Genomic DNA, 14,873 nt, shown 5'->3' with positions numbered 1-14,873 from the left:
AAACTCCGAAACTCATGAAAATACATTGCCAATAAAAAAATAGCCAGAAGTTTATTTATTGGCTATTGTTTTTAATAAATCATTTATATTAATTTGTATCGTATATTCTTTTTTATCTATATTAATCAATAATTTTTCTTTAGAAAAACCAAGTTCTGAATTTGGATAAAGATTTTGAAAGGTTTTTTCAAAACTTTTGCTTTGATTTGCAGCATATTTATCTTCAAATAAAATGTTATATCCTAAATCAATATAGGTATTTGATACATTATCATTAAATAAAAAATTGAGTATAGTTTCATAACTTTCTCTAAGTTTATTAGTATTTAGAAAAGGCATTCAAAGTCCGTTATTTTTATTTTCTGCAATTTTAATATACGGAGTAATATCTGCATTTACAGCTATTCCTGATGACCCTAATCCTAGTTTGGTATCAGTAAATATTTCATAATAAGATAAATCAATATATAACTTATCATTTAATATAAATACTTTTTCATTTTTTAAATACGGAACTTCTAGATATGAATAAATCTCACTATTTGCACTTGTAGGTTCTGAAAAGTATTTTGAATATTTATAATTGTACCTATTCGAACTTTCTATATATTTATAAACACTTTTCTCCTCTTCAATATCGTAAAATCCTGTTGGTTTTTTAAAACCATAAATTTGATAGAAGATATTATCTTTAATATTAGTTGATGTAACTTTTTTAGCGTCATCTTCATTTTGAAAATCAATTTCTAGAATCGCATAATCAAGATAAGGAGAAATTCCCTTTTCTTTTAAATTATCTGGTAAGTTTTTTGTTAAAAGAGTTAAATCATAATCTCATTGATTTCTTCCGTCCTGAACTACTTTGGCTTGCACTTTAATGTTGACATCTGTATTAAATAAATTTAAATTAAAGCTTTCTTTATCAAAAGCATCATAAAGAGTATGACCAGCTGTAATTAAAAATCATTTTCTAGGATAAGAATTATCATTAGTTTTTATAAAATTGAAAAAATTACCATTTCCAATTTCTGTCTTATCACTATTTTGATAATAAAATCCTATGTTATTAACTTCAGTTGCTGCATTAATAGTAGTTTCAGGTTTTTTGCTAGAAATATCTTTTTTTCGAAAGCCATTAAGTATAACTTTATGCATATTATTAGGGTTAAGTTTTTCAATATTTTTTTGAGAAAAGTTTTCCCTTCTTTCAAAATACAGAACTAGTACACCGATTTCATCAAAAACCTCTCTACCTACTAGAACAAAATTTGTATAAAAATTTTTATCTTCAAATTTATAAAAATTATCTACATCTTGAATAGTTTTAACATCACTCGGATATCTACTTACTCTATATGAATTGTCTGAAAAAGAACCAAAACCTTCTAAATCGCTAGAACTTAAAATATTAGTGTGTATATCGTGTAAAAGATTATATGAAAGTAAATTATTATTTTTATTAAAATGACTGAATTTAGGATTTTCTTCTTTTCAACTTTGGTAAATATAAAAAGAAGCAACAAGTCCTACTGGTACAGAAAGACCAATTCATGAAATTCATTTTCTAGATCTTTTCATTAAGTTTAATTTTGTTTCCAAAATTGAATCCATTCCCTTCTGATAAAAGTGTATATTTATAATCTTTATATTTATATAAACCTATAATGTTCTTTAGTTCAGGTGATATATATAACTTTGGATATGAAAATCATCCATCAGCAACTTTTCAAACAACACCATTTTGAAGATTTAAATTATCTAATTCAGTATATTCTTTTTTATAAACTGGATAAAACTTATCTTTGTAGATTTTCTTACTCGTTTTATATATTTTATTGTTTTGAATTTCTCTAATTTTGTGTCTTTTTGTTTCTGCTAAAACTACTTTTTTCTCAAACAATGTAATTTTTAAATGCACCAATAATTCTAGAATTTCAGTTAATGAAAAATTTTCATTAACTGAATTAATATATTGTTTAATTTGATTATCATTTTTTACTTTATTAAAAAAGACTCGAATTCGCTTGACATTATTTTTATAAAATTCAGTCAAATCTTGTTTTAAAAAGTCTAAAAGTTCTTTTTTTATATCAACTGTTTTTTCGCTTTGAGAAGAGGAAAATAATGGAATTGTCGCAGTAATTGTTCCCAAAGATAATATTGGTATTATTTTTTGAAATTTCATAAACTTATCCTTTATATATCTAATTTATTTTTTATATAAAAACCACTAAGTGAATTAATTTACTTAGTGGTTTTAAACAATTATTTTTGATTTAAAGCTAATTGCACAAGAGTTTTAACCATTACTCCTGTTGGTCTAGAAGCAATATCTGCAGTACCAGCAACGTCTAAGTGAATGTATTCAACATCTTCTGTAAATTCTTTTAAGAACATTGCAGCAGATGAACTTCCACCACCAGCTCCAGATAAATCTGTGTTTTTTAAATCAGCAACAACTGAATTTCTAATTTCTTTAGCAAACGCTTCATCAAGCGGCATTCTTCATACAGCTTCGTTTTGTTTGTCAGCTGCAGCTTTTAAGTCATTTCAAGCTTGATCTGTAGTAGCTCAAACTCCTGTATATGTTGAACCAAGAGCTACTAAAATAGCACCTGTAAGTGTAGCAACATCGACTAAACGTGTCGCTTTAAGATTTCTAACAGCATAAGTTAAACCGTCAGCCATAACTAAACGACCTTCAGCATCTGTATTATTAATTTCAACTGTTTTACCATTCATTGATGTTCAAACTGAATCAGGTAATGAAGCATCACCATTAACACGGTTGTCTGTAATACACATAATTGCAGCAACGTTTGCTTTAGGTTGTAATTGTGCAATAGCTTTCATAGCACTAGCAACAAATACTGAACCTGACATATCGTATTTCATTCCAAGCATGCTTCTTCCAGGTTTTAAACTGTATCCACCTGAATCAAAAGTAATACCTTTTCCAACATATACTGATTTTTCTTTTGAATCAGGATTTCCATTGTACTCGATTACAACAACACGTGGTTCATACATACTTCCACGGTTTACTGATAAAAGTAATCCCATTTTTTGTGCTTCAATAGCTTTTTTGTCTAAAACTGTTACTTTTAAATTTGAATATTGTTTTAAATCATTAACAACTTCTTCTGCTAATCATTCTGAGTTACAAATATTAGGTGGTGTAACTTGTAAATTTCTAGCAAAGTTAACAGCATCTGAAAGAACTACAGCTTCGTTAAGTGCTTCTTGATATTTTGAACTATCAGCAGTACTTAATAAACTTGTTGAGTATTCTTCTTCTTTTTTATTTGTTTTTGCTGAATAAATATCAGCTTTTACATAGTTATAAGCATAAACGAAAGCTTTAACTACACATGAAATGCAAACTTTACCATTAACAAATGAATCTAAATCAATTTGCACATTTCTAACTTGTGAAGAGAAAAATGATTTAGCGAAGTTAAATACTGAATTATAATCATATTTTTCAGCATCTCCCATATAAGCTAATGCTTCATTTTTATCAAAATATTCTGTTACTACAGAATTTTTTTCAATTAATGTTTTTGGGTATTCTCCACCTTTAAAAACAGCTTTAACTAATAAATCACTATTTCTTAAATTTTCAACTTGTGTAATTTTCATAAATATCCTTTCTTATATTAAATATATGTTTAATTTTACACTTTTGTAGTTTTAACATTATTATTTTTTCTAAATATTGATTTATTCAAAAATTCAAATATTTCAATTTTTGAAGTTTAAAAAATAAAAACACCTAATGAAATAAAATTTCATTTTTTTAATGTAAATTAACCAAAAAAGCTTTTTATTTATATTCGTATATATAATAAAAATATAAAAACATTTGAATTTACGAGATATAAAAACATAAATTTTAAAATGTTTGTTGTTAGAAGGAGAAACAAAAATATGATTGATAAAAATTTTATTTTTAATCAAGACACACTTGAAGAAACACGTAATAAACTGAAAAAATGAGAAAATTTTATTATTAAAGATCCTGTATTAGAAAACCAAAACTTGCTAAGCGAAGCTTGAACACCTGATTCGAATTTAAAAACATTTAGATACATTAATGTTTATAAATTAGTAGCAAGAAATGATATTTATCAACAAAATACTGAGGACATTAAGAAAAATTTAAAAAATTTGATTAAATTTGAAAATTTAAAAAATACATCTGATGAAAGCAAAAAATACTGAGAAGATTTTTCTAATAAATTCAATTATTTAATTAACGGAGGGCAAGAAGAGCTAACTCTTTATTCACTACCATTAATTAACTGAACTATCATGGCTATTTTGCAAGCTAATGAGCAAAAAATTGCAAATAAATTCAAAAGTGATGAATATAATAAATATTTAGATATTAAAAATAAAATAGACTATTTTGAAGACACTGAAAGTATTGATACTTTTTACCAAGATTTTTCTGGGTCAAAAGAAAAAATAGAAGATAGTTTAGAAAATGACTTAGAAAATTTAAACAAACTAAATATTTATTCAGTTTTAAGCGTTATTAACAAAACACAACCAGAAAGATTTTATTTTGAAAGCAACTTAAATTTACTTGATATCGCTAAGAAAGCTAAAAATTTTAAAACTAACAATGAATTTACAAAGGAAAATATTGATTTATTTATCAAGTTATCTGAATTAGTATTTTTTAATGAATTCACAAAGCAATGCTATGATGAATATATTTTAGTTATCAACGAGTATAATGCACCTATTAAAAGATATGAAGAAAGCACTAAAAATGCTAAAACAAACTTTATAAAAGGTTTTGTTTCTGGTGGAATTTTATTATTCTTACTTGTTTTATTACCACTATTATCAAAAATGCTTATAAACAAATTTGTTGACTATACAGATTTTCCAATAGCTTATTGAGTTTCTCTAGGTTTAGCTCTTGCAATATTGCTAATTATGTCTATTGTATTGGGTGTTTATGGCACAAGAGTTTGATATGAATCACGTAAATTAGAATTTTTCAAATCTGAAGATGATCCTTCAACTATGAAAATGGATTCTAAAAGAGAAGCTATTACAAAATCAAAAGATAAAAAATTTATTTACTACGTTCTTACAAATAAAAAACCTAACTTACTTTTTAAATATGCTTCTATTATTTTGATGGTTTTAGGATTTTTAGGAACCTTATTTAATATAACTAAGTTATTTGAAAACTTTTCAAAAACTTTTGAACCACTTTACTTAGAAATTACAAATTATAAAGTCAAAAGTATTATTGATGTCGATCAAGACTTAGATAGTGGAAATACAACATTAACTTTATATCAACCATTAATTGATACTCAAAAAACTAGCGATGAAATGCGTGAAAAATTCACAGTTAATAGAGAAGGTTTAAAAACAGGAAAATACACCAAAAAATCTTCAATTTTAGATACAAAAAACTCAAAAATCTTATATCTTTGCAACTTCAAAAATGGTGTAAAAAATGGTGATGAAATAAGTTATGAAAAAGACCAATTTGAAAAATGAGTTTATTTTGTTAGATGCTATGAAATGGGTATTTTAAACGGTAATGCTTACATTTTTGATGGAGATAGCTTTACTGAAAATAAAAACTTACAACTTTCAACTGCTTATTCAAACGGAAAAGAAAATGGTAATAGAATTGAATGATATTATAATGAAGCAGAAAAAACACTTCAATATAAAGAAATAACTCAATTTGAAAATGGTTTAAAACATGGTTTCCACTTATTATTCTTCCTTAATCAAACAGTTTCTACTAAAGAAGCTTACTGAGAAGGAAATAAAATTTCGGTTGAACAATATGAAAAAAGAACTAATAAATTTGCTGATGACATCATCAGAGACACTGATTTATTTAGTAAAAATGTTCGTACCGCAAGCTTTTCAAAAGATAATATAAAAGAAAATTAAAATTTAAATAATCTTACTGATAGTAAGATTATTTTTTAAACAAAAAATCTCAGAAATGTCTGAGATTTTATTATTATTTGCTTTGGTTTAATAAACAATATTCAACTAAAGTAGAAACTAGTTCTCCTTGTGGTTCACCGTTTCTATCAGCTGTACCAGCTACATCACAGTGAATATAATCAACACCATTGGTAAATTCTTTTAAAAACATAGCTGCCTGTGAAGAATCGACACGAACTGTTTTACTTCATGAAGCTAAATCAGCAACCTTAGAACCTTTGTTACCCTTATTATAATCTTCATGCATTGGCATTCTTCAAACTTTTTCTTGAGCAATTTGAGCTGCTTTATTAAATGTTTCTCATTTAGCATCATTTGTTGATCAAATTCCAGAATAAACATTACCAAGAGCAACTAAAATTGAACCTGTTAATGTCGCAACATCAATTAATGTAGTAGCTTTTAATTTTGTTGCTGCATAATAAAGACCATCAGCTAAAACTAAACGTCCTTCAGCATCTGTATCAACAACTTCAACTCATTTTCCGCTCATTGATTGATAAACATTTTCTGGTAAAGAAGCATCTGCATTAATTCTATTATCGGTAATGCACATTACAGCAGCCACATTAACTTTTGCTTTTAATAAAGCTAAAACTTTAACAGCATATGCGGCAATAACTGAACCTGACATATCATATTTCATTCCATCCATATGATATCCTTTAGTATTTACACCACCTGTATCAAAAGTTATACCTTTACCAACGATTGCAATTTTTTCTTCTGAATCAGGATTACCTTTGTATTCAGCAATTACAACTCTAGGCTCATGTGTACTACCTTTATTAACAGATAAAAGTAGACCCATATTTAAATCAGTAATTTCTTTTTTTGTAAGTACTGTAGTCTTTAAGTGATCGATTCCCGAAAAGTCATTACTTACTAAAGAAGCTAAAATTTCTGAATTTAAAAAGTTTTCTGGCATAATTTGTAAATTTCTAACTTTTGAAATTGCTCTTGAAAGATATTGAGCTTTTTTGATGAGTTCAGCATCATATCTTTGATTTAAATATAAAGCTAAGCTTTTTTCGTTTTTTTCTGATTTTTCAATAGTTTTCTTAAAGAGCTTTGCAGTAGCAAAATCACTTTTAATAATAAATAATCTAATTAATTCTTCAACAGATAAATTTTCTGTTATAAAACTTTTTAAATCAAAAGCGTAATTACGGTTTAAACTGCTTGCAAATTTGTTAATTACTTGAGTAACACCTTCTAAGTTGCTGTGTTTTTTATCAATATAAACATAAGCAATATTATTTTGTAAATCTTCTGTAACTGCTAAATTTTTTCTTGCAACAAATTCAGGAAATTTTCCATTCTCGTATGCAGCCCGAATAAGCATATAATTTAAATTTTTATTATTTAAAATCTTCATTTTGTTTCCCTTCTAAAATTTTATTAATGGCTAATAAAGAACTCTCACGGTAAGCACGAACTAAACCACCAGCTCCAAGCTTAATTCCGCCAAAATAACGAACCACAACTATCAAGTAATTAAAAACCTTTTTAATTTGTAATAAATCATAAATTGGTCTACCCGCGGTGTTTTTTGGTTCGCCATCATCACTAAAACCAGCACTTTCTACACCATTTTGAAATAATAAGTAACCGTAACAAACGTGACGAGATTTTTTGTGCTCTTTTTTGAGACTTAATAAAATTTCTTTAATTTCTTCTTTATTTTGCACTTTAAATGCATAACTAATAAATTTTGATTTTTTAATAACTAACTCTTCTTTAATCATAAGTAACATCTTTTAGGTTACGACAAAAATTAATAAAATGTTGATGAGCTTTATCCAAATCAACACGGCCTTTATCCTTATAAAACTTAAACTTTTCAGCGTATTCAAAGAATAACCCATAAATTTCTTTATCATCATTTGAAACTTGTAAACCTAAGTTAACTAACCTTTCAGGATAATATTTGCTAATTAATTTTCACATTTGAATGGCAACAAATTCAGTTGGAAAGTTTTCTAATTTTACTGAACCAATTGTTAACAATTTGATTGCAGTTTCTTGGTTTTCAAATTTTGGAAGCAAGATACCAGGTGTATCTAAAAAAAGAAACTCGTTATTAACAACCCATTTTTTTTCACGAGTAACACCAGGGTAATTAGCAACCTTTAATTTAGCTTTTTCCGAAACTAAATTAATCAAAGTACTTTTACCACAATTTGGAACACCAACTACAAATGATTTTAATCTTGAAATTAGCATACCCTTAGCTTTATCACGCTCAATTTTTGCTTTCATAATTTGTTTAATTTTTTGCAAAATAATTTTCTTTGACGACTTTTGTCTTAGGTCAAGTCATAAAATATTTTCACCTTTGAAGCGTCCATTAATTAAATCTTTTTTACTTTTATCCATAAGATCACTTTTTGTGACAATGAAAAGCCGTGGTTTTTGAGGTGAAATTGCATCAAAATCTTCATTATATGAGCTAATTGGACATCTAGCATCTAAAACAATAATGAATAAATCACATAAGTTAGCATTTTCTTTGATTTCCTTCATTGCTTTCGCCATGTGTCCAGGAAATCACTGAATTAAATTTTGGTATTCTGTTGATTGCTCTTTAAATTCTTCCATTAGTTACCTTTATTACTTTCTTCTAATTTTTTAATTTGTTTTTCAAGTCTGTTAACTTCAAAAGTTAGTTCATCAATTCTATTTTTCTGATCTACAATCATTTTTTCTTTTTTATCTAAATCACTTTCTAATAAATTAATATCTTGCGATAAATAATGCAAACGAGTAGCGATATGTTCTAAAAAAATATCCACATCAGCTTTTGAATAACCATTTAATGAAACTTTAAAATTTCGTCTAACTATTTCTTCTTTTAAATTCTTAATTAAATCATTCATAACTACTCCTTTTAACTATTTCGCACTCTTTCCATAATAATTGCAGCGGCACAAGCTACATTTAAACTTTCAAAAGCAATAGGTATATAAACATTTGTATCCGAAAGTTCTTTTACTTGTTGACTAATACCATTTCCCTCATTACCCAGCACAATTACTAACTTATCATTAGGAAATGAAACTTCAGCAAGTTTTTTAGCATTTTGATCTAGCAACGTTTCATAAACAAAAAATCCTTTTTCTTTAAGTTTTTGAAGATTGAAAGCTATATTTTTAGTTTCTAAAATATTAACATCAAAAAAAGCACCTTGACTTGCACGAATAACTTTATCATTATAAGGATCTAAATTTTCAACTAAAACAGTATCGAATTCGAACGCCTTCGCAAGTCGAATAATTGTACCAACATTGCCTGGATCTTGTAAGTTATTTAAAGCAACAACTTTGTGAATTGGTTTTATTTGATTTTTTCTTTTTTGTACAACTCCTATAATGCTTTGTGGAGTTACAGTACTTGAGAGATATTTTAAAATATCTTCAGTAACTTGAATAGAATCTGAAAAACGTGCCTTTCCTATTAATTCAATAGTTTCAACTAAAAGATTTTGCTTTCGAGCTTCTTCTACTAAATGATATCCATCAATAAGGTATAGATTTTCTAAATCACGATATTTTTTCTCTCGTAATTTTTTTCAAAATTTAACTTTTGAATTGCTCTTACTTGTTAAAATCATTTTCAATTAAGTAATTTTTCCCTTTTTCAACTTCATAAATTGATAACTCAACAAATTCTAATTGTCTCATAACTTCAAAACCTAAAATACTTACACAATTTGCTAAATTAATTGACCGCATTGCTGACACCATTGGAATACGAATGCAATCTTCTAAATGATCTTGTAAAACCTTTTTATCAATTCCTGTTGATTCTCTTCCGAACATCATTCAAACTTCCTTTGTATTTTGATATTCTGTCTTATAATCAACATCAGCATAAGTTTTCAAGCCATAGCGAGTCACATAAAAAATCTTTTTATCATTGTATTTTTTAGCAAAATCTTCATATGAAGCGTGCACTTCATGCGGTATATCACTAAGCATTCTACCTGCTCCATATCTTCTTAATCATTTTGGATGTAAATCAAAACCTATTGGTTTTATGATGTGTAGCTTTGCACCAAGAGCAAAGCAAGTACGAATAATATTACCTGTATTAGGACAAATTTCAGGTTGATATAAAACTATATTTAACATATTATTATTATATATTTTATATTTAATAAAATAAGTTATTAAAAAAGAAAAACGCACTAAAAAGTGCGTTTTTTATGAATGAAATAAAAACAAATAAGTTCAATTTAAATAGTATTTATTTAAAAACTCTTTTTTAGAGTGTGGAATGTATAATAAAATGCAGATGAATTAAATAAATACTATAAGTTTTAAATTCTTATTTTCAAGTGTGTTATAACAAATTCAATTTATCAGAATTCATTCTTAATTGACCATATTAAGAAAATTTGCAAGTTCTAATAAATTACTTTTGGTAATTTTTAAATATGCAATTCATTTTTTACTTCCACATAATAATTATAAAACTTAACCGAATTTTTTAAACTAAAAACACTATTTTTAAGGTATAAAAATTTTTTTATACGACATTTAACCATGTTTATCATTAAAAATTACTTTTATACCTTAAAAATAGGTTTAAAAGTATTTTTTTTATTTTTCTTAACCAAATCTAAAAAACTTTTAACACTTAAAAACAGTAATATAAGTTTTAAAAAATTTTTTTCAACTCATTCTTAAAAAAATTATTTTTACTATTTTTATATTTCTAATAAAAATAAAAAACTCAGTTAAAAACTGAGTTTTGAGATTTGGATTTTGTTTTAAATTATTTAATAATTTTTGTAACTGATCCAGCACCAACTGTACGTCCACCTTCACGGATAGAGAATTTTGTTCCCTCTTCAACAGCGATAGGTGCGATTAATTTAACTTTTAAGTTAACGTTTTCACCTGGCATAACCATGTCACGTCCAGCTTCAAATTCAACTCCACCTGTAACGTCTGTTGTACGGAAGTAGAATTGAGGTTTGTAGTTTTTAAAGAATGGTGTGTGACGTCCACCTTCTTCTTTTTTAAGTACATAGATAGCTGCTTCGAATTCTGTGTGAGGAACGATTGAACCTGGTTTAGCTAAAACTTGTCCACGTTCAACATCTTCACGGTTTACTCCACGAAGTAATAATCCAGCGTTATCTCCAGCTTGTGCTTCTTTAAGGTTTTTACGGAACATTTCAATTCCTGTAACAACTGTTTTTTTAGTAGGTTTAAGACCAACAATTTCAACTTCTTCGTTTAATTGTAATTTTCCACGTTCAACACGTCCTGTAGCAACAGTTCCACGTCCTGTAATTGTGAAAACGTCTTCAACAGCCATTAAGAATGGTTTGTCAAATTCTTTAACAGGTGTTTCGATGTATGAATCAACAGCTTCCATAAGTTCCATAATTTTTTCTTCGTAAGCTGCATCACCTTCAAGTGCTTTTAAAGCTGATCCACGGATAATTGGTGCATTATCACCATCAAATCCGTATTCTGAAAGAAGACCACGAATTTCCATTTCAACTAATTCGATCATTTCTTCTTCACCTTCTAACATATCGCATTTGTTTAAGAAAACAACGATACGAGGAACACCAACTTGTTTAGATAAAAGAATGTGTTCACGTGTTTGAGGCATAGGTCCATCTGTTGCAGCAACAACTAAGATAGCTCCATCCATTTGAGCTGCTCCAGTAATCATGTTTTTAACATAGTCAGCGTGACCTGGACAGTCTACGTGTGCGTAGTGTCTTTTTTCTGTTTGGTATTCGATGTGTGATGTATTAATTGTAATACCACGTGCTTTTTCTTCAGGTGCATTATCGATTGAAGCGTAATCACGAGCTTCTGATAAACCTTTTTTAGCTAATGTTGTAGCAATAGCTGCTGTTAATGTAGTTTTACCGTGGTCAACGTGTCCGATTGTACCAACGTTAACGTGTTCTTTACTACGGTCAAAATCTAATTTTGCCATTTGTATCCTTTCTAAATGAATTAATTATTTATTTCAATATACATATAATATTTGTTCTAGCGCTAAAACCACCAAAGCCTAGTCTTTCACCTAGGACCTGTCCTATTTAATTTAGCACTTATATTTTAACAAAATAAACACAAAAAATATTATTCCGTAACCAACGAGTGGAATAAGAAAATTATTATTTATATCATTTCGTTTAAATATAGATATATTTTAACAAAAAAAGCATTTTTACAAAATTCAGCAAATTAACTTTATCTATTTATTAATTTAGTTAATTGTTGATTAAGAAATTTTGAAAATAATTTTATTGTTAATCCAAATAAAACGAAATCAATTAATACTTTTTAAAACATTTTAAAAAAATGAAACTGGAAAACGTTCCACATATAAAAAAATTTATTTACTATTTGCAAGAAAAATAAGATAATTAAAATACATATTCAGAAAATTAGTTTTTCTAATGTGTCAAATTTAATGAAAATTATTTATTAAAAAAGGAAGTTACATGAATCAAACAAAATTTGATAAAAAAGAATACTTAGATAAAATCCATGCTTGATGGAGAGCAGCTAACTATCTTTCAGCAGGACAAATCTATTTAAGAAGTAACCCACTTCTTAAAGGTGGATTAAAAGCTGAAGATGTTAAAATGTACCCAATTGGACACTGAGGAACAATTCCAGGACAAAACTTAATTTATGCACACTTAAACCGTGTAATTAACAAATATGATCTTAATATGTTCTATATTGAAGGACCTGGACACGGTGGACAAGTTATGATTTCTAACTCATATCTTGACGGAAGTTACACAGAACTATTCCCAGAAATTACAGAAGACGAAGCTGGAATGACAAGAATGTTTAAACGTTTCTCATTCCCTGGTGGAACAGCTAGCCACGCTGCTCCTGAAACACCTGGTTCAATTCACGAAGGTGGTGAATTAGGATACTCTCTTTCACACGCTACAGGAGCAATTTTAGATAACCCAGACGTTATTGCTGCTACTGTAATTGGAGATGGTGAATCAGAAACAGGACCTCTTGCAGGAAGCTGATTCTCAACATCATTTATTAACCCAGTAAACGATGGTGCTGTATTACCAATTCTTCACATTAATGGTGGAAAAATTTCAAACCCAACAATCATGTCACGTAAAACAAACGAAGAAATTAAAAGTATGTTATACGGATTTGGTTGAGAAGCTATTTTTGTTGAAGCTGATGTTAATGATCAAGTTGGAATTCACGCACAAATGGCAGAAAAATTTGATGAAGCTATTGAAAAAATCTTGAAAATTCATGCTGAAGCTAGAAAAAAATCTGCCGATGAAGCTACAAGACCACTATGACCAGCTTTAATCGTTCGTACACCAAAAGGTTGAACATGTCCACACAAAATTAATGGGCTTACATACGAAGGAAGTTTTAGATCACACCAAGTTCCACTTCCAGTAACAAGTGAAAATCCAAACATGATCGAAGATTTAGAAGCATGATTAATGTCATACAAACCTGAAGAATTATTTGATGCTAATGGTAAATTTAAAGCTGAACTTGCTGAAATTGCACCTAAAGGTAACAAACGTATGGCGATGAACCCAATTACAAATGGTGGAATCGATCCAAAAGTTCTTGATTTACCAAAATGAGAAGATTTTGCATTAAAATTCTCAAAACCAGGTGAAATTAAAGATCAAGATATGGTTACAGCTGGTAAATACTATGCAGAAGTTGTTAAACGTAACCCTACAAACTTCCGTGCATTTGGACCAGATGAAACTAAATCAAACAGACTATTTGACTTACTTAAAGTAACAAAACGTCAATGATTAGAAAAAGTTGATCCAGAATTAGATGAAGCAATTGGACCAGCAGGAAGAATTATCGATTCACAACTTTCAGAACACCAATGTGAAGGTTTCCTTGAAGGATATGTTCTTACTGGACGTCACGGTTTCTTTGCATCATACGAATCATTCCTTAGAGTTGTTGACTCAATGCTTACACAACACATGAAATGAGTTGCAAAAGCAAGAAAAGTTCATTGAAGAAATGACTACCCATCACTTAACGTTATTGCTACATCAACAGCATTCCAACAAGACCACAACGGATATACTCACCAAGATCCAGGACTTTTAGGACACTTAGCAGATAAAAAACCTGAACTTATTAGAGAATACTTACCTGCTGACTCTAACACACTACTTGCTGTTTTAGACAAAACATTAACAGAAAGAGATGTAATTAACCTTATTGTTGCTTCAAAACAACCAAGAGAACAATGATTTAGTGTAGAAGAAGCTAGAGAACTTGTTGAAAAAGGACTTAAAGTTGTTGACTGAGCATCAACATGTTCAATGAATGAAGAACCAGATTTAGTTCTTGTTTCATCAGGTACAGAACCAACACTTGAACTTTTAGCTACTGCAGAATACTTAAACAAACAATATCCAACACTTAAAATTAGATTTGTTAACGTTGTTGATTTATTAAGATTAAGAAATCCTAAACACGATCCACGTGGACTTAGTGATGAAGAATTTGATGCAATCTTTACAAAAGATAAACCAGTTGTTTTCGCATTCCACGGATTTGAAGGATTAATTAGAGATATTTTCTTTGATCGTCACAATCACAACCTTTACCCACACGGATATAGAGAAAATGGTGATATTACAACAGCATTTGACATTCGTTTAATGAGCGATATGGATAGATACCACATGTCACAAACAGCAGCAAAAGCTGTATACGGTGATAAAGCAGCTGATTTTGTAAAACTTATGGATGATAAAATTAAATACCACAAAGAATACATTCAATCAGTAGGTATTGATGAAGATGAAGTAAGATTCTGAAAATGAGAAGGATTGAAAAAATAATTCAATTTAATTA

At 28.2% G+C, this 14,873-nt stretch carries 12 protein-coding genes; 2 read left to right on the top strand and 10 right to left on the bottom strand.

Annotated elements, in window-relative coordinates; translation table 4 throughout:
• Nucleotides 1-51: 51 nt before the first annotated feature.
• The 3 genes from EI91_RS01095 to EI91_RS01085 all read right to left on the bottom strand — a co-directional run bounded on the left by EI91_RS01095 (nt 52) and on the right by EI91_RS01085 (nt 3,642).
• Nucleotides 52-1,578, bottom strand: coding sequence for a hypothetical protein (locus EI91_RS01095; RefSeq protein ID WP_156954223.1), 1,527 nt, complete (start codon nt 1,576-1,578; stop codon nt 52-54).
• On the bottom strand, nt 1,565-2,185 hold the full coding sequence (locus EI91_RS01090; RefSeq protein WP_036452093.1) for a hypothetical protein: 621 nt from the start codon (nt 2,183-2,185) through the stop codon (nt 1,565-1,567). Before EI91_RS01090 ends, EI91_RS01095 begins: the two co-directional genes overlap by 14 nt.
• 80 nt (nt 2,186-2,265) lie before the next feature.
• Nucleotides 2,266-3,642 (bottom strand): leucyl aminopeptidase family protein, encoded by a 1,377-nt coding sequence (locus tag EI91_RS01085; protein ID WP_036452091.1) that lies wholly within the window; start codon nt 3,640-3,642, stop codon nt 2,266-2,268.
• A 288-nt stretch (nt 3,643-3,930) separates the two neighbouring features.
• Between EI91_RS01085 and EI91_RS01080 the strand changes: the two genes are divergently transcribed.
• Entirely contained in the window at nt 3,931-5,937 is a 2,007-nt protein-coding gene (locus EI91_RS01080) for a toxin-antitoxin system YwqK family antitoxin (protein ID WP_036452089.1), read from the top strand.
• A gap of 73 nt (nt 5,938-6,010) precedes the next feature.
• Here the strand turns inward: EI91_RS01080 and EI91_RS01075 are convergent, their stop codons facing one another.
• From EI91_RS01075 to tuf, 7 genes are all read right to left on the bottom strand, one after another.
• The gene (locus tag EI91_RS01075) at nt 6,011-7,375 is read right to left on the bottom strand and encodes a M17 family metallopeptidase (protein WP_036452087.1); all 1,365 of its coding nucleotides are present in this window, start codon (nt 7,373-7,375) and stop codon (nt 6,011-6,013) included.
• Entirely contained in the window at nt 7,359-7,745 is a 387-nt protein-coding gene (locus EI91_RS01070; RefSeq protein ID WP_036452085.1) for an IMPACT family protein, read from the bottom strand. The genes EI91_RS01075 and EI91_RS01070 overlap by 17 nt, the downstream gene beginning before the upstream one ends.
• Nucleotides 7,738-8,598, bottom strand: coding sequence for a ribosome biogenesis GTPase YlqF (gene ylqF / locus EI91_RS01065; RefSeq protein ID WP_036452083.1), 861 nt, complete (start codon nt 8,596-8,598; stop codon nt 7,738-7,740). Before ylqF ends, EI91_RS01070 begins: the two co-directional genes overlap by 8 nt.
• Complete coding sequence (locus EI91_RS01060) at nt 8,598-8,876, bottom strand: DivIVA domain-containing protein (protein ID WP_036452081.1); 279 nt, start codon at nt 8,874-8,876, stop codon at nt 8,598-8,600. The genes ylqF and EI91_RS01060 overlap by 1 nt, the downstream gene beginning before the upstream one ends.
• A gap of 11 nt (nt 8,877-8,887) precedes the next feature.
• The gene (locus EI91_RS01055) at nt 8,888-9,610 is read right to left on the bottom strand and encodes a TrmH family RNA methyltransferase (protein WP_036452079.1); all 723 of its coding nucleotides are present in this window, start codon (nt 9,608-9,610) and stop codon (nt 8,888-8,890) included.
• Complete coding sequence (locus tag EI91_RS03570; protein ID WP_084177989.1) at nt 9,594-10,130, bottom strand: tRNA (cytidine(34)-2'-O)-methyltransferase; 537 nt, start codon at nt 10,128-10,130, stop codon at nt 9,594-9,596. The genes EI91_RS01055 and EI91_RS03570 overlap by 17 nt, the downstream gene beginning before the upstream one ends.
• Nucleotides 10,131-10,776: 646 nt before the next feature.
• Nucleotides 10,777-11,964: an elongation factor Tu gene (gene tuf / locus EI91_RS01050; protein WP_036452077.1), complete on the bottom strand. Its 1,188-nt coding sequence runs from the start codon at nt 11,962-11,964 to the stop codon at nt 10,777-10,779.
• A 514-nt stretch (nt 11,965-12,478) separates the two neighbouring features.
• On the opposite strand from tuf, the gene EI91_RS01045 reads away from it, so the two are divergent.
• Nucleotides 12,479-14,860, top strand: coding sequence for a phosphoketolase family protein (locus tag EI91_RS01045; protein WP_036452075.1), 2,382 nt, complete (start codon nt 12,479-12,481; stop codon nt 14,858-14,860).
• Nucleotides 14,861-14,873 lie beyond the last annotated feature (13 nt).

This window comes from Mycoplasma buteonis (assembly GCF_000733865.1).
Classification (GTDB): domain Bacteria; phylum Bacillota_I; class Bacilli_A; order Mycoplasmatales; family Metamycoplasmataceae; genus Mycoplasmopsis; species Mycoplasmopsis buteonis.
Note: the sequence above shows the minus strand (reverse complement) of the source record. Positions and strands in the feature narration are given on the sequence as shown.